Source organism: Pseudohaemophilus parahaemolyticus, from assembly GCF_938021905.1.
Classification (GTDB): domain Bacteria; phylum Pseudomonadota; class Gammaproteobacteria; order Enterobacterales; family Pasteurellaceae; genus Haemophilus_A; species Haemophilus_A parahaemolyticus_B.
This window is the reverse complement of record NZ_CALIFA010000013.1, coordinates 1-19,531: the sequence shown is the minus strand read 5'-3', so window position 1 is coordinate 19,531 and position 19,531 is coordinate 1. Positions and strand designations below refer to the sequence as shown.

At 39.0% G+C, this 19,531-nt stretch carries 23 protein-coding genes; 13 read left to right on the top strand and 10 right to left on the bottom strand.

The window, feature by feature from the left end; all coding sequences use genetic code 11:
* Window positions 1-25: 25 nt before the first annotated feature.
* Window positions 26-1,138: a DNA cytosine methyltransferase gene (locus QMF79_RS00805; RefSeq protein WP_281772378.1), complete on the bottom strand. Its 1,113-nt coding sequence runs from the start codon at window positions 1,136-1,138 to the stop codon at window positions 26-28.
* On the opposite strand from QMF79_RS00805, the gene QMF79_RS00800 reads away from it, so the two are divergent.
* Entirely contained in the window at window positions 1,132-1,332 is a 201-nt protein-coding gene (locus QMF79_RS00800) for a helix-turn-helix domain-containing protein (RefSeq protein WP_039863319.1), read from the top strand. The two genes, QMF79_RS00805 and QMF79_RS00800, sit on opposite strands and share 7 nt — an antisense overlap.
* A 54-nt stretch (window positions 1,333-1,386) precedes the next feature.
* Here the strand turns inward: QMF79_RS00800 and QMF79_RS00795 are convergent, their stop codons facing one another.
* Together QMF79_RS00795 and mdh are read right to left on the bottom strand one after the other, a co-directional pair.
* On the bottom strand, window positions 1,387-1,713 hold the full coding sequence (locus QMF79_RS00795; RefSeq protein ID WP_281772377.1) for a hypothetical protein: 327 nt from the start codon (window positions 1,711-1,713) through the stop codon (window positions 1,387-1,389).
* Window positions 1,714-1,788: 75 nt separating this feature from the next.
* Window positions 1,789-2,745 carry a malate dehydrogenase gene (gene mdh / locus QMF79_RS00790; RefSeq protein ID WP_281772376.1) on the bottom strand — a complete coding sequence of 319 codons (957 nt, stop codon included), beginning with the start codon at window positions 2,743-2,745 and terminating at the stop codon, window positions 1,789-1,791.
* A 227-nt stretch (window positions 2,746-2,972) separates the two neighbouring features.
* Here mdh and argR point away from each other — a divergent pair, with 227 nt between their 5' ends.
* The 6 genes from argR (at window position 2,973) to tehA (ending at window position 8,801) form a co-directional block, all read left to right on the top strand.
* A complete protein-coding gene (gene argR / locus QMF79_RS00785; protein WP_281772375.1) occupies window positions 2,973-3,425 on the top strand; it encodes a transcriptional regulator ArgR in 453 nt (150 codons plus the stop codon).
* Window positions 3,425-4,306 carry a TIGR01777 family oxidoreductase gene (locus tag QMF79_RS00780; protein ID WP_281772374.1) on the top strand — a complete coding sequence of 294 codons (882 nt, stop codon included), beginning with the start codon at window positions 3,425-3,427 and terminating at the stop codon, window positions 4,304-4,306. Before argR ends, QMF79_RS00780 begins: the two co-directional genes overlap by 1 nt.
* 199 nt (window positions 4,307-4,505) lie before the next feature.
* Window positions 4,506-5,462 (top strand): calcium/sodium antiporter, encoded by a 957-nt coding sequence (locus QMF79_RS00775; protein ID WP_281772373.1) that lies wholly within the window; start codon window positions 4,506-4,508, stop codon window positions 5,460-5,462.
* Window position 5,463: 1 nt separating this feature from the next.
* Window positions 5,464-7,206: a protein-disulfide reductase DsbD gene (locus tag QMF79_RS00770; RefSeq protein WP_281772372.1), complete on the top strand. Its 1,743-nt coding sequence runs from the start codon at window positions 5,464-5,466 to the stop codon at window positions 7,204-7,206.
* A 14-nt stretch (window positions 7,207-7,220) separates the two neighbouring features.
* Window positions 7,221-7,790 carry an elongation factor P hydroxylase gene (locus QMF79_RS00765; protein WP_281772371.1) on the top strand — a complete coding sequence of 190 codons (570 nt, stop codon included), beginning with the start codon at window positions 7,221-7,223 and terminating at the stop codon, window positions 7,788-7,790.
* A gap of 69 nt (window positions 7,791-7,859) precedes the next feature.
* Window positions 7,860-8,801, top strand: coding sequence for a dicarboxylate transporter/tellurite-resistance protein TehA (gene tehA, locus QMF79_RS00760; RefSeq protein WP_281772370.1), 942 nt, complete (start codon window positions 7,860-7,862; stop codon window positions 8,799-8,801).
* 94 nt (window positions 8,802-8,895) lie between these two features.
* Here tehA and acpP read toward each other — a convergent pair whose 3' ends face one another.
* Both acpP and rpe read right to left on the bottom strand, forming a co-directional pair.
* Window positions 8,896-9,129, bottom strand: coding sequence for an acyl carrier protein (gene acpP, locus QMF79_RS00755; RefSeq protein WP_005707420.1), 234 nt, complete (start codon window positions 9,127-9,129; stop codon window positions 8,896-8,898).
* Between the two features lie 221 nt (window positions 9,130-9,350).
* Window positions 9,351-10,025 carry a ribulose-phosphate 3-epimerase gene (rpe, locus tag QMF79_RS00750; RefSeq protein WP_281772369.1) on the bottom strand — a complete coding sequence of 225 codons (675 nt, stop codon included), beginning with the start codon at window positions 10,023-10,025 and terminating at the stop codon, window positions 9,351-9,353.
* A 224-nt stretch (window positions 10,026-10,249) separates the two neighbouring features.
* Here rpe and QMF79_RS00745 point away from each other — a divergent pair, with 224 nt between their 5' ends.
* Genes QMF79_RS00745 through QMF79_RS00735 form a run of 3 tightly spaced genes read left to right on the top strand, consistent with a single transcriptional unit; the run spans window position 10,250 to window position 11,466 of the window.
* Window positions 10,250-10,519 carry a type B 50S ribosomal protein L31 gene (locus QMF79_RS00745; RefSeq protein WP_005707426.1) on the top strand — a complete coding sequence of 90 codons (270 nt, stop codon included), beginning with the start codon at window positions 10,250-10,252 and terminating at the stop codon, window positions 10,517-10,519.
* A gap of 9 nt (window positions 10,520-10,528) precedes the next feature.
* Entirely contained in the window at window positions 10,529-10,654 is a 126-nt protein-coding gene (ykgO, locus tag QMF79_RS00740) for a type B 50S ribosomal protein L36 (RefSeq protein ID WP_005707423.1), read from the top strand.
* Window positions 10,655-10,677: 23 nt separating this feature from the next.
* On the top strand, window positions 10,678-11,466 hold the full coding sequence (locus tag QMF79_RS00735; protein WP_281772368.1) for a DUF4198 domain-containing protein: 789 nt from the start codon (window positions 10,678-10,680) through the stop codon (window positions 11,464-11,466).
* Window positions 11,467-11,617: 151 nt separating this feature from the next.
* On the opposite strand, the gene QMF79_RS00730 is transcribed toward QMF79_RS00735, so the two are convergent.
* Window positions 11,618-12,475 (bottom strand): phosphoribosylaminoimidazolesuccinocarboxamide synthase, encoded by an 858-nt coding sequence (locus QMF79_RS00730; RefSeq protein ID WP_281772367.1) that lies wholly within the window; start codon window positions 12,473-12,475, stop codon window positions 11,618-11,620.
* Window positions 12,476-12,789: 314 nt separating this feature from the next.
* Here QMF79_RS00730 and QMF79_RS00725 point away from each other — a divergent pair, with 314 nt between their 5' ends.
* The gene (locus QMF79_RS00725) at window positions 12,790-13,452 is read left to right on the top strand and encodes an MOSC domain-containing protein (RefSeq protein ID WP_281772387.1); all 663 of its coding nucleotides are present in this window, start codon (window positions 12,790-12,792) and stop codon (window positions 13,450-13,452) included.
* A gap of 63 nt (window positions 13,453-13,515) precedes the next feature.
* Here the strand turns inward: QMF79_RS00725 and adk are convergent, their stop codons facing one another.
* Genes adk through QMF79_RS00710 form a run of 3 tightly spaced genes read right to left on the bottom strand, consistent with a single transcriptional unit; the run spans window position 13,516 to window position 15,762 of the window.
* A complete protein-coding gene (gene adk / locus QMF79_RS00720) occupies window positions 13,516-14,160 on the bottom strand; it encodes an adenylate kinase (protein ID WP_005709021.1) in 645 nt (214 codons plus the stop codon).
* A gap of 56 nt (window positions 14,161-14,216) precedes the next feature.
* Complete coding sequence (locus QMF79_RS00715) at window positions 14,217-14,813, bottom strand: aminotransferase class IV family protein (RefSeq protein WP_281772366.1); 597 nt, start codon at window positions 14,811-14,813, stop codon at window positions 14,217-14,219.
* Entirely contained in the window at window positions 14,791-15,762 is a 972-nt protein-coding gene (locus QMF79_RS00710; RefSeq protein WP_281772365.1) for an aminodeoxychorismate synthase component I, read from the bottom strand. The genes QMF79_RS00715 and QMF79_RS00710 overlap by 23 nt, the downstream gene beginning before the upstream one ends.
* Before the next feature lie 374 nt (window positions 15,763-16,136).
* On the opposite strand from QMF79_RS00710, the gene QMF79_RS00705 reads away from it, so the two are divergent.
* Window positions 16,137-17,024 (top strand): transcriptional regulator GcvA, encoded by an 888-nt coding sequence (locus QMF79_RS00705; protein WP_281772364.1) that lies wholly within the window; start codon window positions 16,137-16,139, stop codon window positions 17,022-17,024.
* 8 nt (window positions 17,025-17,032) lie between these two features.
* Complete coding sequence (yjjG, locus tag QMF79_RS00700; protein WP_281772363.1) at window positions 17,033-17,707, top strand: pyrimidine 5'-nucleotidase; 675 nt, start codon at window positions 17,033-17,035, stop codon at window positions 17,705-17,707.
* Window positions 17,708-17,865: 158 nt separating this feature from the next.
* On the opposite strand, the gene QMF79_RS00695 is transcribed toward yjjG, so the two are convergent.
* Entirely contained in the window at window positions 17,866-19,242 is a 1,377-nt protein-coding gene (locus tag QMF79_RS00695) for a YadA C-terminal domain-containing protein (RefSeq protein ID WP_281772362.1), read from the bottom strand.
* Window positions 19,243-19,531: the final 289 nt, after the last annotated feature.

The following is a 19,531-nucleotide window of genomic DNA, read 5'->3' as shown; positions in this document are numbered from 1 at the left end:
GCTAAGGGGCTATGCCCCTTTCAATTTAATATGGTTTGAAATTTAATGATGAACCAATGTTATAAGCAATATATTGAAGTACATTGATAACAACTGAGTTACCAAATTGTTTATATGCTTGGCTGGTTGAGGGGTGGACTTTATAACTATCTGGGTATCCCATTATTCTAGCACATTCTCTCGGGTGTAATTTCCGTGTCTTCCCGTTTACTAAATATCCCCCAGTCTTAGCGAAAATGCCGCCACCATAAGCAGATAAGGTAATTGCAATGCCTCTTGTGCTATAAATTCGTTCTCCTTGCCCACCTTTTCCTACAATACCAAGTCGAACTGTTTTGGGGGTTGTTTGCTCAATTTCTTGGTTTGTCATTACCAAATCTTTTCTATCAATAACTAAGTGTTCCACCTCGCTATCAGGTAATAACAAATCTTTCACAAAAGTATTAAGCTCAAAAGGTTTTGGAAATTGGAAATTTTGAATATTGAGATCATTGCGAAAACAAATCATATAGATACGTTCTCTTTTCTGTGGAATTCCATAATCTAAAGCATTTAACACTTTAGCGTGAAAAGAATAGTCCAATTCATTCATTGTATTTTTTACAACTTCTAGCGTATTTCCATTATCGTGCGAAGCAAAATTCTTCACATTTTCCATAAAAACCACTTTAGGTTTTTTTTCACGGACAATACGTGCAATATCAAAAAAGAGCGTACCTCTGCTATCCTCAAAGCCTTTCTGCTTTCCGCTAATAGAAAATGCTTGGCACGGAAAACCTGCACATAAAATATCGTGATCAGGAATGGTTTTCTCATCTACCTGGGTAATGTCGCCCTCAGGCTTTTCCCCAAAATTCATCTCATATACTTCTTGTGCATATTTATCCCATTCATTAGAATAAACGCACTCAGCACCGCAAGATTCTAAAGCAAGTCTAAAGCCTCCTAATCCTGCAAAAAGGTCAATAAAGCGTAATCCTGTGAGCTGTTTATCTTTTATTTCAATCATAAGAATCTTAAAAAATTGTTTATATATACAGTACAATACATCTTTATGAAAATCAAGATGTTTTTTATTATATGAAAAAAGTTCGATATAGAAAACTTTTTCTAGTTTTAAAAGGATATATAATGACACTATGCTACAAAAAGTTATGGAAATTACTTATCGATAGAGAAATGAAGCACAAAGATCTAATACTCTTATCGGGGATCAGCAAGAGTACATTTTATAAATTACGAAATAACGAAAATGTGACAACAGATGTGCTTTTAAAAATCTGTGAAGTTTTAGATTGTGATATTTCTGAAATTGTGGAATGTGTACGATAAAAAAGGACGAAGCTCAACACTTCGTCCTACATTTTTATGTAAACCTAACAATCTCTATTCCGAATAATATCTCGAAATTACCTCTTTTACGCCACCGTTATTTAAGCAAGCCTCGTTTAGAAGCGACATAGAGAAAGTGCCATCATTACAAATAGCGGTCGCTTTTTCAGGAATTTTTGCATTTTGGGACATTGATTGCGGTTGTACTGCTGAAATTATGCCCTGCGTATTCGCCTCATTAATATGGATATTCTGATCCGTTGTTTCTGTATCTTTCGCTGCCACAACAGATACATCGCCTTTCACAGAAACAGGCGGATTACTACAACCAGCCAAAGCAACCACCATAGCCATTAAACCAACTAAATAAGTTTTATTCATAGATAACTCCTTTCGTTAACTCCCAAATAATAGGAAAAAGGGTTGACAAAATCAACCCTTTTACTTCATTGAAAATTAACCGTTTACAAAGTCTTTGCCTAACTTAATATCTGCTTCTAATACTTCTTCAAGTGCTTTTAATTTCTCTTTTTCATATTCGCTTAACTGACCAATTGGCAGAATTTCTTCCACACCTGTTAAACCGAAACGCACAGGGTGAGCGAAGAATTCTGGGTAACCACTGTCTTTTTTGCTTTCTACATACGCATAACGCACGCAGTCTTCACCTAGTAATGCTTTGAATACCGCCACGGCAAAACGTGCACCCGCTTCTGCCATTGAAAGGGTTGCAGATCCGCCCCCTGCTTTGGCTTCAACTACTTCCGTTCCTGCATTTTGGATGCGGTGGGTTAATGATTCGATCTCTTCTTGTGTGAAGTCAATTTTACGACCTTCAGATAACGCTTGAGAAAGGAGCGGTAAAATGGTTGGGCCAGAGTGACCACCGATGACAGGCACTTTCACGGTTTCAGCGTGTTTTTCTTTTAATTCAGATACGAAGCTTTTCGCACGCACGACGTCTAAAGTGGAAACACCGAATAATTTACGTTTGTCATACACGCCTTTTTTGCGTAATACTTCAGCTGCTAATGGTACCAATGTATTTACAGGGTTACTTACAATACCCACGCACGCATCAGGGCACACTTCTGCTACTTTTTCAACCAAGTTTTTGATGATGTTACCGTTGATGTTGAATAAATCGGCACGGGTCATACCAGGTTTACGTGCCACACCTGCGGTAATTAACACCATATGTGCATCTTTTAACGCAGCAGCTAAGTTCTCTTCGCCTGCATAACCTATTGCTTTTACAGAAGTTGCAATATGGCTAATATCTACCGCAACACCTGGCGTAACAGGCGAAATATCATAAAGGGCTAATTCTGTGCCTATTGGTAAACGTAATTTTAACAATAATGCCAAAGTTTGACCGATACCACCAGCAGCACCTAAAAGGGTTAATTTCATAAAAAAACTCCTATTAAAATGAAAGAATTTAATCTCAAAATTGGAGAAATTTTAACAGATTTTTACCTAAAAAGAGGAGTTTGTTCTGTTGAAAATATAATCTGAATCAAGTTTTTACCAAATAATCATTTGATTCATTAAGAAAATTAACAGAACAAATTGCTTTTTATGCATAGATACGCAAGAATTCTGCATAGAAATTGCATTTTTAACTGAAAAGGAAACTCATGGATAAACTTTCTGAAGCATTCAAGGCTCTATTAAAAGAAGAAAAGTTTGGTTCACAAAGCGAAATTGTGACAGCTTTACAAGAGCAAGGCTTTGAAAATATTAACCAATCTAAAGTCTCTCGAATGCTCTCTAAATTCGGTGCTGTTCGTACCCGTAATACCAAAATGGAAATGGTTTATCAACTGCCGAATGAATTGAGTGTACCAGCCACTTCCAGCCCGTTGAAAAACTTGGTGGTGGACATTGATCACAACGATCTACTGATTGTAGTGAAAACCAGCCCTGGTGCGGCACAGTTGATTGCACGCTTGCTTGACTCCATCGGCAAAAGCGAAGGCATTTTAGGTACTATCGCAGGTGATGACACTATTTTCATTACTCCAACTCGAGGAATAGAGATGGATGATTTAATGCAAACTGTCCGCCTCCTATTTGAAAGCTCGTTTTAATGAACATTTTACTTACAGGTGGCACAGGGTTTATTGGTTCACATTTAGTGCCTATTTTGCTTGAAAAAGGGTATCAGCTCACTCTCTTATCTCGTAAAACAAGACAGCCTCAGCAAGCGGTCAAATTTGTACAAACTCTTGCAAACTTCAGCGATTTAAATGAATTTGATGCGGTGATTAATCTCGCAGGCGAACCGATTTTTGATCAACGTTGGACGAAACAGCAGAAGCAAAAATTGCTCAGCAGCCGCGTGCAACTGACCGCACAGCTTGCGGATCTCTTTGCCAAAAGCACACAACCGCCCGCTGTGTTTATTTCAAGTTCTGCCACTGGCTTTTACGGTGATTTGCCGACAGACCAATCTGGTCATGAAAAAACGCCTTCAAGCGGTGGATTTACTGCAGAATTATGCAAACAGTGGGAAGCAGAGGCATTAAAAACAGCAGCCACTACAAGGCTTTGCCTTATCCGCACGGGCATTGTACTTTCCGAACAAGGAGGGGCATTAAAAAGGATGCTCCCGCTTTATCGCCTAGGGCTTGGCGGAAAACTGGGCAATGGTAAACAGCATTGGGCGTGGATCTCATTAGACGATTATTTGCGCGCCCTATGTTTCTTATTGGAAAATCCGAACTGCATTGGGGGGTATAATTTCGTTTCGCCTTCTCCTGTGACCAATGCGGAATTCAACTGCTGGTTGGCAAAGCAGAGTCGTAAACCTGCATTCTGCCACGTACCTGCTTTTGTATTGAAATGGCTACTTGGCGAACGTTCGGCAATTTTGTTGGATAATCAACCGCTTATACCAACGCATTTGTTGGCGGATGGGTTTGGGTTTAAGTACCCTGATTTGAATTTTTTAAACATAAAATTTTCGTAAATTTATTAGTTAATTTCTTCGGCTTTACTTCTGCCAAATCTCCCCTACCCCTCTTTGCTAAAGAGGGGATTTATCTTTGCGAAATAATGGAGATCTCTATTCTTCATCAAGAACTTCCCCCTCATTAGCAAAGAAGGGGAGGGGAGATTTGACGGTATCTATTAACGAAGAAATTAAGTCACAACACCTAGGAATATCTATGCTACTCGACATTCTCTATCTCGCTATCGGCTTAATCCTCCTTGTTTGGAGTGCCGATAAATTTGTGGACGGCGCATCTACCACCGCACGCTACTTGGGGCTTTCGCCTCTACTTATCGGCATTGTGATCGTAGGCTTTGGCACCTCTACACCTGAAATGCTCGTCTCTGCCTCCTCCGCATTAGACGGCGCATCTGGCTTAGCATTGGGCAATGCTTATGGCTCGAACATTGCCAATATTGCGCTGATCTTAGGGGCAACTGCGGTGATCTCGCCAATTTTAGTGGCAAAAGATGTGCTCAAAAAAGAGCTACCTGCATTGCTGGCAATCACTGCGCTCTCTGCTTATTTCTTAACTGATGCGACAGTTACTCAAACAGAAGCGGTCATTTTATTGGTCGTTTTTGCCATTTATATGGGGTGGCGAATTTGGGAGGCGAGAAAATCGCCTGATGCGATTGAGGAAGAAGAAAATCAAGCACCCGTTTCGCTTAAAAAATCGGTGTTCTGGCTTGTAGTCGGCTTATTGCTGTTAATGGCAAGCTCAAAATTGATGGTAGTCGGTGCAGTGTCGCTTGCCAAAGAATTGGGCGTGAGCGATTTAGTTATTGGCTTAACCATTGTGGCGGTGGGTACTTCTTTACCTGAGTTAGCATCTTCCATTATTGCAGCACGCAAAGGTGAATCTGATTTAGCTCTCGGCAATATTGTCGGCTCGAACCTCTTTAATACCTTGGTGGTCGTTGGCATTGCGGGAGTAATTAGCCCAATGCGCGTTGAGCCTGATATTTTCAGCCGCGATATGCTGGTGATGTCTGCACTCACCGTGTTACTCGCTCTCTGCTGCTACCCATTCAGTCGCAAAAAACAAGGTAAAATTACCCGCTTTGAGGGATTTCTTTTGATACTCTGTTTTGTAGGCTATACTCTCTATTTACTTAAAAGTGTGATTTAAAATGTTACGTATTCTGATACTTCTCGTAAGTCTCTGCCTCTCGCTCAATGGTCAGGCGGGCTTATTTGATAAAAAACCAACTTTCCTTACAAGCCAGCAAGCGTTCCAATTTGACGCCAAGCAAACGGGCAACCAATTGGCACTAAATTGGCAAATCGCAGATGGCTACTACCTCTACCAAAAAGAGGTGCAAATTACCCCAACACAAGCCGAATTGGGCGAATGGCAATTTCCGCCAGCGGAACGCCATCAAGATGAATTTTTCGGCGATGTGGAAATTTTCCGCAACGAATTGGCGTTACAGATTCCGCTAAAATCGTCTCAAAATGGTTCGGTAGAAATTCGCTATCAAGGTTGCACCAAAGGCTTCTGTTATCCGCCTGAAACGGTGAGCGTGCCTCTGCAAAATGTGGAAGTACAAGCGGTCGATTCTGCTCAAAATATTGCAAATTCAGCTGTTGCAAATTCTAGCAAAAATTCAACTGCTTCTAATATGGCAGGCATCAGCCAACAAGACCAACTTGCAAGCCAGCTTTCACAAAATCGCTTGTCGATTTTCTGGTTTTTCGTGTTGGGGGTAGGTTTGGCATTTACCCCGTGTGTGTTGCCAATGTTGCCACTGCTTTCCGCGATTGTAATCGGCAACCAACAACGCCCAAATAGCCTAAAAGCATTGCTACTCAGCCTCACTTACGTGCAAGGTATGGCACTCACTTACACCTTGCTCGGTTTAGTGGTGGCAGCAATTGGCTTGCCATTCCAAATTGCCTTGCAAAGCCCACCTGTGCTGATCGGCTTGGCGATTTTATTTACTTTGCTGGCGGCTTCCATGTTTGGCTTGTTTGAAATTCGCTTGCCAAATGCGTGGCAACAAAAGTTGAATGCACTCAGCCAAAAACAATCAGGTGGTGCATTCGGTGGCGTGTTTATCATGGGGATAATCGCAGGCTTAGTTGCCTCACCTTGCACCTCTGCCCCACTTTCGGGTGCATTGCTTTACGTGGCTCAAAGCGGAGATCTATTCACGGGTGGCTTAGCACTTTATTTGCTCGCACTTGGAATGGGTATTCCACTAGTGTTGATCACTCTCTTTGGTAACAAAATTCTGCCTAAATCAGGCGATTGGTTACTAAAAGTAAAAACGGCTTTCGGTTTTGTAATGTTAGCGTTACCGATTTTCTTAATTGCCCGCTTATTGCCAACTCAAATTGAACCCTTACTTTGGTCTACTTTAGCATTAGTATTCTTCGGTTGGCTGATTAGCGTTATTCCTGCTACAGGTGTGTTGAAAAATGCTATTCGCATTGGTTTGTTTGCATTGTTTGCGTTATCCGCTTATCCGTGGGCAAATTTAGTATGGGGCAATAGTTCACATTCAGTAGAAACCTCATCGCACGCCAAATTTATTCGCATTAGTTCATTAGCGGAATTAGACACTCAACTTGCCGAAGCGAAAGGTAAAAAAGTGATGTTTGACCTCTATGCCGACTGGTGTGTTGCGTGTAAAGAGTTCGAAAAATACACTTTCTCAGACGCTAAGGTGCAACAAAAATTGGGCGAAATGGTGGTGCTCCAAGTGGATATGACCCGCAACTCCGCTGAAAACGATGCCATTATGCAACGCTTCCAAATCTTAGGCTTACCAACCATTTTGTTCTTCGATGAACAAGGGCAAGAAATCAGCTCAATGCGAGTGACAGGATTTTTGGATGCAAAAGCGTTTTTGGATTGGATAAATCAATAAATTAGGAAAACAAAATGAACCAAGATAACCACAAGATCGAAGATATAATCCGCATTTTTGACGAATGCTTTGCCACAGAATATAACACCCGATTAGAAAAAGGTGGCGATTATCCTATCTATTTGCCTGCTTTTTTAGAGGAAGATGGCGTGAAATCAGCACGCCCTTACCATGTGATTTTATTTGCTCACGGCTATTACAGCAGTGCCTTGCACGAAATTTCGCATTGGCTTGTGGCAGGTGAAGCACGCCGCCAATTAGAAGATTTTGGTTATTGGTATGAGCCAGATGGTCGCTCGGCAGAACGCCAACGTGAGTTTGAATCGGTGGAAGTGAAACCGCAGGCGATCGAATGGGTCTTAGCAACCGCAGCAGGCTTCCGCTATTTTGCGAGTGCGGATAACCTTTCAGGCAACCCAGGCGATAATTCAGCTTTCAAACAAGCGGTCTATAATCAGGTAAAAGTTTACGCAGAGCGAGGTTATTTGCCAAAACGTGCAGAGACACTTCGCAAAGCACTGGCAAAATTCTATGGCACGCCAGATGTAATTGATTTGACTATGTTTGATCTCGCGAAAATTTAAAAAATTTCATCTATTTTCTATTGACACAAGTGCTATACTCAAATTGTTCTTAACTTTTCAGGAGGAAATATGAACACAAACAAACCTTTCCCATTGCCAACGGGCTATTTCGGTATCCCGCTTGGCTTGGCAGCACTTTCCCTTGCTTGGACACATCTTGCCCATTCTCCGCTGACTGAAACAATCAGCAACATTTTAGGTATTAGCGCTATTCTTGTGTGGCTTCTGTTTATTGGGCTTTATCTGTATAAACTCCGCTATTTTAAACACGAAGTTTTAGAAGAATATCGTTGCCCTGTGCGGTTCTCGTTTCTGGCATTAATTCCGATTACCACCATGCTGGTTGCAGATATTCTCTATCGCTGGCAACCGCTGTTGGCTGAGGTAATAATCTGGATTGGCACAGTTGGACAATTGCTCTTTTCATCCATTCGCATTGGTGAATTGTGGAAAGGCGGTATTTTTGAACAGAAATCCACCCGCCCACCTTTCTATTTGCCTGCGGTCGCGGCAAACTTTACCAGTGCTAGCTCACTTGCTTTGATTGGTTATCATGACTTGGGCTATTTGTTCTTTGGGGCAGGTTTAATTGCGTGGATTATCTTCGAGCCAGTGTTGTTGCAACACTTGAGAATTTCATCTGTTGAACCGCCTTTCCGAGCAACGATGGGGATTATCCTTGCCCCTGCTTTTGTTGGAGCATCAGCTTACTTAGCCGTGAATCATGGTGAAATTGATACTTTCGTAAAAATTCTTTGGGGATATGGCTTCTTGCAATTCTTTTTCTTAATTCGCTTGTTACCGTGGATTGCAGAAAAAGGCTTAAATATCGGCTTTTGGGGTTTCTCATTCGGTTTGGCATCAATGGCAAATAGTGCGGTTGCGTTTTACCATGCTAATGTTCTCCCAGGCGTTGCGATTTTCGCCTTTGTATTTGCGAATGTGATGATTTTAGGGTTGATCAGTTTAACAATTTATAAATTATCCAAAGGGCAGTTTTGGGTGAAATAGTAAAAAAGAAGGCATATATCAATGATATATGCCTTTATGCTAATAGGAGAAATTATTGAAAATAAGGCGGTTTAAAACCGCCTTATTTGTAGAATTATGCGTTAGCTTTTGTCACGTAGTCAATCGCTGATTGAACTGTTGTGATTTTTTCAGCTTCTTCATCAGGAATTTCGATATCGAATTCTTCTTCTAAAGCCATTACTAATTCAACAGTGTCTAAAGAGTCAGCACCTAAATCTTCGATGAATGAAGCTTCAGGTTTAACTTGTGCAGCGTCTGCACCTAATTGATCAACGATAATTTTTTTTACGCGTTCTTCAATGCTCATTTTTGGTTTCCTATATAAAATCGCGAATGCGAGAGTTAAGTAGTGTAATCGAAATTTTGTTTAATGCAACCTAAAAGAGATAGGTCGAACCAGACGCCATTAAGACACACAAGAATTAAAAAAGTTTGCCTACATTTTATGTATGCGAGGATTGATGTATTCTACCATTATGAATAGAAATTATCCACACACGCATAAAAATTTCTTTTCGATTTATTTTGCTATTTTCCTTCTAGGGCTTTTCGCATTTGAGTAATAACCGCTTGGTAATCTGGCTGGTCAAAAATCGCAGAGCCAGCCACAAAAGTATCTGCCCCTGCTTCGGCAATGTCTGCAATGTTATCCGCTTTCACACCGCCATCTACTTCAAGGCGAATATTTAAACGGCTTGCATCAATACGTTTACGCACTTCACGCAGTTTTTCCAATGTTGAAGGGATAAATTTCTGCCCGCCAAAACCAGGGTTCACGCCCATCAATAAAATCATATCCACTTTATCCATCACATAATCAAGATAATGCAGTGGCGTTGCGGGGTTGAATACCAAGCCAGATTTACAACCTAAATCACGAATAAGCTGTAAATTGCGGTCGATATGGTCGGTCGCTTCAGGATGGAAGGTAATGTAATTTGCCCCTGCTTTGGCGAAATCAGGAATTAAACGCTCAACAGGTTTTACCATTAAATGCACATCAATCGGTGCGGTAATGCCATAATCACGTAGTGCTTGGCAAATAGCTGATCCGAAAGTTAAGTTTGGAACAAAATGGTTATCCATCACATCAAAATGGATGATATCTGCACCCGCTTCAAGCACGGCTTTCACATCATCGCCAAGGCGAGCGAGATCAGCAGAAAGAATAGAAGGTGCAATTAAAAAAGGTTGCTGTGCCATAGATTTTTCTCCAAGGTAGCCTGAAAATTTCAGGCATAGCCTACCACAAAAAGCGGTCGAGTTTTTGGTTTCTTTGCAAAATTTTGATTGTTAAAAAATAGTTGCACAAAACCATAAAAAATTTATTGAAATAAATAAAAATTGCTGTATGATACATTTCCATAATTTAAAAATGGATATTAACCATTTTTAAACAGGTCAAAATACAAAAGGAGACAACTCAAATGAAAAAAGGGATTCATCCTACAAACTATCGTGAAGTGCTTTTCTATGATGCTTCTGTACAACAAGGCTGGGTTATTCGCTCTTGTGCCGCAACAACAAAAACCATGAAATGGACAGACGGCAAAGAATATCCGCTTTATACACTAGATACTTCTTCCGCTTCTCACCCTGTTTATACGGGTAAACGCCGTGAGGTAAATAGTGAAGGACGTGCAAGTCGCTTTAGCGATAAATTTAAAGGTATGGCAAGTTTAGTGGCGAAAAAGTAAGGAAATCAAATGCAAATTCTCAACTCATTAAAAAGTGCAAAAAGTCGCCATCCAGATTGCAAAATTGTACGTCGTAAAGGTAAACTTTACGTTATTTGTAAGAGCAACCCAAGGTTTAAAGCCCGTCAACGTTAATAGGCAAATAGAACGGAGAATCTATGAAAAAACTACTTCTTGCTACCGCCATTTGCGCGGTTTCTTTTTCAGCTCAAGCCCACCGTGTTTGGGTGCAAAGTGAACCTACTAAAGCAGGCGAAATTTTGAAAGCAGACATCGGCTATGGCGAATTTCCAACGCTTGAACCGATTGCAGAAAAACGCTTGCATTTCTTTGAAAAAGGCATGGTTTTAGTTAATGCTGAAGGAAAACAAAAGCTCATGCAAAAAGGCGAGAATTATCACTATGAAAGTGCGAAGCCTGTAAAAGCAGGAAGCTATGTGTTAGCCGCAGAATATAAACCGACATTCTGGTCGCAAAATGCGGAAGGTTGGAAGCAAGCGGATATGCAAAACACGCCTAACGCAACTTATTGCGAACGTACTGCAATGTATGGCAAAAATATTGTGAATATTGGCAAGGCAGCCGAAAAAAATGATGTGGCAGAAGTAGTTGGACATGAATTGGAAATCGTACCAATGGTCAATCCTGCCACCATTAAAGTGGGTGAGCGTTTCAAAGTAGTAGTGCTTTACCAAGGCGAACCGCTTCCGAATGCAACATTAACAGCAACATTCAAAGGATTTGATAATTCAGATAACCAGCATACCCACAAAGTGGAAGCACAAGCTTTCTCTGACACCACAGGTGCAGATGGTACAGTCGATATTATCCCACTTCGTGATGGTTTCTGGAAAGCAGCTGTAGTATATGAAACGCCGTTTGAGAAGCCTGAACAATGTCAAAAACATAAGCATTATGCAAGCTTGACGTTTGATATTAACAAATAATTTAGAGCCTGTACTAGATAACGACTAAAAACCCCATCAAGTAAGATTTTCATTGAGGTTATTCAATAACTCATTTTACCTTGATGGGGACAGTGATGTTGATAATACAACACCTATTCATCTAAGTCGGTTTAAAATAATCCGATTGTCATTATTTCGTTAATAAATCCAACGCTTCTTGATATTTCGCAACCGTTTTCTCAATCACTTCTTGTGGAATTTTCGGTGCAGGAGCTTGTTTATTCCATCCACTATTTTCTAGCCAGTCACGCACAAATTGTTTATCGAATGATGGTGGATTTGTGCCTTCTTTGTAGTTTTCTACCGCCCAGAAACGACTTGAATCAGGTGTGAGTACTTCGTCCATCAAAGTTAATATGCCATTCTCATCTAAACCAAATTCAAATTTTGTATCGCAGATAATAATGCCTTTTGTTAACGCATATTCAGCCGCTTTGGTGTAAAGTGCAAGGGCTGCTTCTTTTACTTGTTTGGCTAACGTTTTCCCGATTTGGCGTTCGCATTCCTCGTAGCTAATATTGATGTCGTGATCGCCCACTTCCGCTTTGCTTGATGGCGTGAAAATCGGCTCAGGTAGTTTACTTGCTTCCACTAACCCTTCTGGCAGAGCTAAACCACAAATTGTGCCTGTTTTTTTGTAATCTTTTAAGCCAGAACCCGTTAAATAACCACGTACGATAGACTCAATTTTCACTGGTGTTAAACGCTTGCATACCACTGCACGATGTTGAATTGCCTCGGCTTCTTCTTTTGGTAACACATCAAATACAGAATCGCCTGTGAAATGGTTTGGCATAATATTGGCTAATTTACTAAACCAGAAATTCGAAATTTGAGTTAAGATTTCGCCTTTGTGCGGAATCGGCTCATCTAAGATAACATCAAAGGCAGAAAGGCGATCCGTTGCCACCATAAGCATACGCTTATCGTCAATTTCGTATAAATCACGCACTTTGCCAGAGTAGATTTTTTTTAAGCTGATTTGCATTTTGAGATCCTATTTAAAGTGAATGTAAAAAATTGAACAAATTATACCGCTTTACGCAAACGATTGCGATGAGTTTTAATTGATGTGAGAAATGATCGAAAAAAAGGGAGAAAATTCCCAAAAGAGTCATATTCTAAATTTTTGAGGAGTATTTTGAAAAGTAATTCAACAAAAAAGAACAATATAACATCATAGGAAAATTATAATGAACATGCCTCGCAACTATTGTTATTATTACCACATCGGATAATCTTCCTTCGGTGGTAAAATCAGCGATAGAAAATATGATTAACAGTGAAAATATGGAGAAAAAAATGAATGCAGAAGTGTTAGCAATGAAAATTGGATTAGTGGAAAAGATGACTTTTTCTGATGGTACCACGCTTGAAAGTGCGATCCGCAAGCAACCTGTTGAGCAAATAGTGGTAAATGAAATGGGGGCTGAGGGCAACGATGTTGGATTAAAAGCTCATCACGGTGGTGTAGATAAAGCCCTTTTCTTTATGTCAGATAAAACGTTTGAGCATCTTACAAGCTTGATTGGCAAGGATTTTGACTGGCAAGGTAGAGCGATTTATGGTGAAAATTTCATTGTTTCTGGTTTAGATGAATATAATGTTTGCGTGGGTGATCATTATCAAATTGGTGAGGTTATTGTAGAAGTTTCTCAGCCGCGTAAACCTTGTGAGCGTTTGTCGCTCAATAGTGAGCATTCTGAAACTCAAGAAATTGTGCGAGAAAAAGGCTTAACTGGCTGGTATGTTCGTGTACTTCAAACGGGTATTTGCAAAAAAGGCGATAAAATTCACCGCTTGCAACAGCCTTATCCGAAACTCAATATTATGCATTTAAATCAACTCATTGCTCAAAAGCCAAATAAAGCGATTAAAGCAGATTTGGAAGAGGCATTCAGTTGCGAAGTGCTTGCCGAGGCATTCAAGCGAACGTTGAGAACGCAGTTGAAGCTAATTAAATAAGAAAAAGCCTTGAAGTCATCAAGAACTCCAAGGCTTTTATTTATGCTAATATACGATTTTTAATTAGCCTAAAATTTTTGCTAATTCAGCACTTACTTCTTCTACTGGTTTTGTGCCGTCTAAACGCTCGTAGCGGGTATTGCCTGCTTCGGCTTCGGCAGTGTAGTAAGCGATAAGTGGTTTGGTTTGTTTGTGATAGATTGCTAATCGCTCTAACACGGTTTCTGCTTTGTCGTCTGGGCGGATGATTAAATCTTCGCCTGTTACATCGTCTTTACCTTCTACTTTTGGTGGGTTGTAAACCACGTGGTAAGTACGACCAGAAGGTTGGTGTACGCGACGACCGCTCATACGTTCTACGATCACTTCATCAGCCACGTCAAATTCTAACACAAGGTCGATTTTTACGCCTGACTCTTTTAATGCATCTGCTTGTGGAATCGTGCGAGGGAAGCCGTCTAACAAGAAGCCGTTTGCACAGTCTGGTTGAGCTATGCGGTCTTTTACTAATGCAACCGTTAATTCATCAGGTACTAATTTACCTTCGTCCATTAACGCTTTTGCTTGTTTACCAAGCTCAGTGCCTTCTTTGATTGCAGCACGGAACATATCGCCTGTTGAGATTTGTGGGATACCAAATTTGTTCATAATGAACTGTGCTTGTGTGCCTTTGCCTGCACCTGGTGCACCTAAAAGAATAATTTTCATAAAAACCTCGTTGTAATAAAAAACTTCCCTATTTTATAAGGGAATCGCATATTAGTCTATAAAGTAATATGTTGAGTAGATATCGCTCGGCTCTCGTCAAATGGATTCATTGCGTTGATCATCATTATTTTTTCATATTGGTGTAGATCTTCAACCTTAATTTTTACCAGCTTAATTTTATTTTGGCTTAATAGATAGCTTAATTGAGTGCCTTTAAGCAGATAATCTTTCGGACTATACCAAATATTATTTTTCAAAAAGAGTAAATTGCCAATACGGCAATCGGTCACTTTCCCATTTTGAATGATGATAGCCTCATCTTTTTCGATTTTTATTAAATCAAAATTTTTTCGGTTGCTATATTTAAATATGTACTCCAACGTATCAAAATAGACCGCTTGATAGCTTTTTATTTCTCTTTTTTGATAAACTGAAAAAATGATATGATAATCTTGTTGATTATAATCAATACGACATCTCACTAATCCATTCTGATATTTTTCTGGTACTTGGATAATTTCTGCTAAATTAAATACCGAGGTTTGCTTAAATAATTTTTCTATTGCATTATCCATTCTTGCTTGATGAAAAGCTAAATGTTGCGGAATGCCATCAAGAATCGCAATGGTTTCAAACACGGGAAATTGGGACATACACCTTCTCTAAAATTTCTTGATACTCTTCTTCTAGGCTACTTTGTGAAGTAATACCACCACCGCTGCGAAATAGCATTTCACCTTGTTCATTCTTTTCAATGTAGCGAATAGCGACTGCACTTTCCAAGTTGTCGCCATCAAAATAGCCAAAAATACCTGTGTAGTAGCCACGTTTTTCGCCTTCAGCTTGCTGAATAATTTGGATGGTTTTTTCTTTAGGTGCTCCGCTAATTGACCCAGCAGGCAATAATTTTGCGAGAATTGAGCCAATATTCGCTCGCCAATTGTCAGTGAGTTCGCCGCAAATTTCAGAGCTTGTTTGATAAATTGCTCCATGATGTGTTTCAATCTTTTCAACATAACGATATTTTGTTACTCGAATATTTTGAGAAACAATAGCTAAATCATTTCGAATTAAATCAACAATGGTATTGTGCTCTTCAAACTCTTTCTTTGAATTTAATAATTTTTGTTTTGCATTTTCTTCACTTGCGTTAATTGTACCTTTCATTGGATAAGAGAAAATTTTATTTTCTTTAATGCGAATGAAAGTTTCAGGTGAAAAGCTGATAAATTTATCTTGATAGAATAATTTATATTTTGCGTGGCTTTTAATAAAAATCTCTTTAAGCGAATAATTTGTTTGAATCTTAGTGGCAAATGCAAGATTTAATAAATAACTATTTCCTTTTTGAATTTCATTTTTTACCAATTCAAAGGCAGTCTGATAGCGAGAAAATTTTAATGGGGTTCTGCTAAATTCAAATGGTTTGTTAAAATCAAAGAATGAAACGTTATTGTAGTCAGGAAATTGAAAAAAGATCTGATGTGAGGAGCACTCTGCCAATGGGAGCAGAATGGGTTGATTTTGTTCAAAATCAATTAAGAAGAAAAATGGTTTTCTGGCTGCACTAAAGGAATTGGCTTGTTGAATAAAGGGTTGCATAGATGATACCATAAAAAAAGCCCCTCAAAGTGAGGGGCATAAAACCAAAAGGGTTTAAAGAATATACAGGAAGTGAAACGAGTAAAAATCAAAGATTTCCACTCTAGTCTAGTTTCCTAGACCAATATGCAAACACAACATCATACTTAAAATTAGAAATAGTAAAATTACTATCACTATCCGTCTAAGTACGACACGGATTATAGATATATCGGAATAGTTAAACAAGCTAGAAATTTTTATTTAGACTATTAGAAAAAATAATGCAATAATAGAGAGGATAATAAAGAAATGTTATTTCATTAAGAATAGCAAAAACAAGGCTTGATTATGTGCTTTTATAGGCAAAGTTTCAAGCTAAAAAAGGAAATTTTATGAATAAAAAACTCCCACCACTCAATGCGTTAAAAGCCTTTGAAGCGGCAGCACGCCACCTTAACTTTACAAAAGCAGCGGAAGATCTTTTTGTTACTCAAGCTGCAGTGAGCCATCAAATCAAAATCTTGGAAGATTTTTTAGGTGTAAAACTCTTTCACCGTAAAAATCGCTTATTGGAACTGACCGAAGTGGGTTCGCAATATTTTGCTGAAATTCAACCGCTTTTAGAGAAAATTGCGAGTGCAACAGAAAAAGTAAAACTCAAAACTGCTCGCCAAATTTTAGCAATTAGCACGACCCCTTCATTTGGAATGCACTGGCTCGTGCCACGTTTAAATGATTTTCACCAACGTTATCCAGATATTGAAGTGCGTTTAACGACAATGCCACAAGACGAAGGTTTATTCGGAAAAGATACTGATGTAGCTATTTATTACGGCAACGGGAACTGGAATAACTTGGAGGCGATTGAGCTGGTAAAAGCCCGCATTATGTTGCTCGCTTCGCCCGAATATTTGAAAGATAACCCAATTGAAAGACCAGAAGATCTAGCGGGTAAAAACTTGATCCACGTTTGCTCTTCCACCAAATGGAAACAGATGGTAGAGCATCTCAAGCTCGAGATGGACATCGAAACAGGCCCGATGTTCGGTACAACCTCAATGGGCATCCAAGCAGCAAAACATGGACAGGGCGTCGTGGTAGCAAACCGAATGCTTGCTCAAGATGAGATCGAAGAAGGTTCGGTGGTTGAGCCGTTAATGACCAATGTTTACGATGAAAAAGCATTCTACGTGGTTTATCCTCCACAAATGGCGGAAAGTACCAAAGTGAAATGCTTTGTCAATTGGATTACTGAAGAGATTAAAAATAGCTATAAATAAGGAAAATAATGAGATATAACTGGGTTCTTTTTGATGCGGATGAAACGCTGTTTTCATTCAATTCCTACTTAGGCTTAACCGCAATGCTCAAGCGCTATGGCATTGATTTTACGCGTGAAGATTACGACGTTTTTCAAGCGGTCAATAAATTGCTCTGGGTTGCATACCAGAACAACGAAATCACAGCGGAAGATATTCAAATGCGACGCTTTGCTAAATTATCCAAGCAAACAGGTGTGAATCAAATTCAGCTTAACCAAGAACTGATGGCGGAGATGGCGAAGGTCAGCAAGCCGCTTGATGGTGTGATGGAAATGCTCGAAGCGCTTTATCCTGAAGTTAAAATGGGCATTATTACCAACGGTTTTACCGAGCTGCAACAGCAACGTTTGCAAAACACCCAGACGGAAAAATTCTTCGACATTGTGGTTGTATCTGAACAGATCGGCGTAGCAAAACCTGACCGCAAAGTGTTTGATTACACTTTCTCACTAATGGATAATTTGGATAAAACCAAAATCCTTATGGTGGGCGATACACTCGCTTCAGACATTTTGGGTGGCTACAATTCGGGTATTGATACTTGCTGGTTTAATCACGCTAATCTTGTAAATGACACAAAAATCCAACCAACTTATGAGATAAAAGATATTCGTGAGCTAGTTAAAATTGTGAAAGGATAAAATAATAGTGTTTAGTTGAAAGCTACATATTAATTCAGTACTGCATATACATATTCATTCAGATCTTTTAATGAATTAACAAATAAAAAAATACCTGTTTCTGAAATCATTCAAAAACAGGTATTGATTTTAAGTTATTAGATAAACTTCGTTATCTATTACCATTCAAAATTCACACCAACATTATAAGCAGCACCACCTTGAGTAAATGCGACACCCGCTTTAGTTGCAACATGCTTGTTATAACGGTAACCTGTACCAATAGCAACCGCAGTTTGAGATTTATAACCACCAACAGCAGCCGTAAAGTTTGCTTTACCTACAGTATATGGTTGGAATAAACCTGTTAAAGCAGCTTGAGTAGCAAGACCACGTTTAAGATCTTTATCAAGTTTATTAACTCTATTATCTAAATGATCAAGTCGTTTTGCATGACTGTTAATATCGTTTCTTAATGTAGACACAGCAACTTTATTTGTATCAATTCTATTGCTATTATCTCTAATATTTTGTTCTAAACTGTCTACATAAACTTTATCAACTTTAGCTTCTAATGCTGTTTTATCAGCTTTAGCTTCTAATACTGTTTTATCAGCTTTAGCTTCTAATGCAGTTTTATCAGCTTTAGCTTCTAATGCAGTTTTATCAGCTTTAGCTTCCAATGCAGTTTTATCAGCTTTAGCTTCTAATGCTGTTTTATCTGCTTTAGCTTCTAATGCTGTTTTATCTGCTTTAGTTTCTAATGCTGTTTTATCTGCTTTAGTTTCTAACGCAGCTTTATTTGCATCAATTCTACTATTGTGATTATCTAAACGAGCATTTTGAAGTGCTAGTTTATTGCGAGTATCTACAATACGTGATGCATTTTTATCAATGCCAGCTTTATGCTCATCTAGAGTCTCATTAGCGGCTAATAATTGATCGTTAAAACTTTCATTAATAGCTTCTTGAGCACTATTTAACTCGTTTACATTGTCATTTAACGTATTTACCGCTGTAGCGGCTTTTTCCATATCTGATTGTAAAGCTTTTACGTCTTGCTCTAAACCTTCCACGTAATCTTGATCTGCTTTATTACTAACAATATTTTCTACCTCAGTCAAAGAGCCGTAACCTTGAAGATTTTTAATTTTTTCAATTTCAGCTTTATTGGCATCAATGTCTGTGCGGTTTGCTTCAATTGCCTCTTTGTTCGCTGCTATATCTTCGCTATTTTGACTAAGAATATCTGTATTACTATTCACATCATCACGAAGAGTTTCTACAGCATCATTTAATTTCCCTAAATCCTCTTTATTTGCAGCCGTAGCGACAATACCACTAACCTTATCTTCTAGGTTACCTACATCTTCGTCAAGCTCGTCTACGAATGCTTTATCTGCTTTAGATTCTAATCCTGCTTTGTTTGTTTCAATCGCAGTTTTAATAGTCTCAAATGCAGTATCAAGTTGCCCATCTGCTGCAGATGCATAAGTTGAAATAATACCACCTACAAATAATGCTATCGCAGTACGTTTTAAAAGTTCACATTTCATAATATAGTCCTTATGTAAGGTAATAAAAAATTTGAGTGATTTACTTAAAGAGTATGAGCTTATCAGAGATAAAATTCAATCGTAAAATTGTGATCTAGATCACAATTTTAAGAAAAAATATGCTAGAGCATTAATCTGTTTTAAATATCAAAAGCGCTAATAAAAAGCGGTCAAATTCCTTCAGATTTTTGCAAATTACAAAAGAAATTTAACCGCTTGTTGATCTGCCCCCCAAAAGTTGGACAGTTAGTTAACTTAAATATTGAGCTCTGTATTGCACTGGGCTCAA

What these genes read in the sequence shown, in the direction of transcription:
- QMF79_RS00800 (WP_039863319.1), top strand. Translation starts at nt 1,132, where the DNA reads ATGACACTATGCTACAAAAAGTTATGGAAATTACTTATCGATAGAGAA.
- QMF79_RS00795 (WP_281772377.1), bottom strand. Translation starts at nt 1,713, where the DNA reads ATGAATAAAACTTATTTAGTTGGTTTAATGGCTATGGTGGTTGCTTTG.
- mdh (WP_281772376.1), bottom strand. Translation starts at nt 2,745, where the DNA reads ATGAAATTAACCCTTTTAGGTGCTGCTGGTGGTATCGGTCAAACTTTG.
- argR (WP_281772375.1), top strand. Translation starts at nt 2,973, where the DNA reads ATGGATAAACTTTCTGAAGCATTCAAGGCTCTATTAAAAGAAGAAAAG.
- QMF79_RS00780 (WP_281772374.1), top strand. Translation starts at nt 3,425, where the DNA reads ATGAACATTTTACTTACAGGTGGCACAGGGTTTATTGGTTCACATTTA.
- QMF79_RS00775 (WP_281772373.1), top strand. Translation starts at nt 4,506, where the DNA reads ATGCTACTCGACATTCTCTATCTCGCTATCGGCTTAATCCTCCTTGTT.
- QMF79_RS00770 (WP_281772372.1), top strand. Translation starts at nt 5,464, where the DNA reads ATGTTACGTATTCTGATACTTCTCGTAAGTCTCTGCCTCTCGCTCAAT.
- QMF79_RS00765 (WP_281772371.1), top strand. Translation starts at nt 7,221, where the DNA reads ATGAACCAAGATAACCACAAGATCGAAGATATAATCCGCATTTTTGAC.
- tehA (WP_281772370.1), top strand. Translation starts at nt 7,860, where the DNA reads ATGAACACAAACAAACCTTTCCCATTGCCAACGGGCTATTTCGGTATC.
- acpP (WP_005707420.1), bottom strand. Translation starts at nt 9,129, where the DNA reads ATGAGCATTGAAGAACGCGTAAAAAAAATTATCGTTGATCAATTAGGT.
- rpe (WP_281772369.1), bottom strand. Translation starts at nt 10,025, where the DNA reads ATGGCACAGCAACCTTTTTTAATTGCACCTTCTATTCTTTCTGCTGAT.
- QMF79_RS00745 (WP_005707426.1), top strand. Translation starts at nt 10,250, where the DNA reads ATGAAAAAAGGGATTCATCCTACAAACTATCGTGAAGTGCTTTTCTAT.
- ykgO (WP_005707423.1), top strand. Translation starts at nt 10,529, where the DNA reads ATGCAAATTCTCAACTCATTAAAAAGTGCAAAAAGTCGCCATCCAGAT.
- QMF79_RS00735 (WP_281772368.1), top strand. Translation starts at nt 10,678, where the DNA reads ATGAAAAAACTACTTCTTGCTACCGCCATTTGCGCGGTTTCTTTTTCA.
- QMF79_RS00730 (WP_281772367.1), bottom strand. Translation starts at nt 12,475, where the DNA reads ATGCAAATCAGCTTAAAAAAAATCTACTCTGGCAAAGTGCGTGATTTA.
- QMF79_RS00725 (WP_281772387.1), top strand. Translation starts at nt 12,790, where the DNA reads ATGAATGCAGAAGTGTTAGCAATGAAAATTGGATTAGTGGAAAAGATG.
- adk (WP_005709021.1), bottom strand. Translation starts at nt 14,160, where the DNA reads ATGAAAATTATTCTTTTAGGTGCACCAGGTGCAGGCAAAGGCACACAA.
- QMF79_RS00715 (WP_281772366.1), bottom strand. Translation starts at nt 14,813, where the DNA reads ATGTCCCAATTTCCCGTGTTTGAAACCATTGCGATTCTTGATGGCATT.
- QMF79_RS00710 (WP_281772365.1), bottom strand. Translation starts at nt 15,762, where the DNA reads ATGCAACCCTTTATTCAACAAGCCAATTCCTTTAGTGCAGCCAGAAAA.
- QMF79_RS00705 (WP_281772364.1), top strand. Translation starts at nt 16,137, where the DNA reads ATGAATAAAAAACTCCCACCACTCAATGCGTTAAAAGCCTTTGAAGCG.
- yjjG (WP_281772363.1), top strand. Translation starts at nt 17,033, where the DNA reads ATGAGATATAACTGGGTTCTTTTTGATGCGGATGAAACGCTGTTTTCA.
- QMF79_RS00695 (WP_281772362.1), bottom strand. Translation starts at nt 19,242, where the DNA reads ATGAAATGTGAACTTTTAAAACGTACTGCGATAGCATTATTTGTAGGT.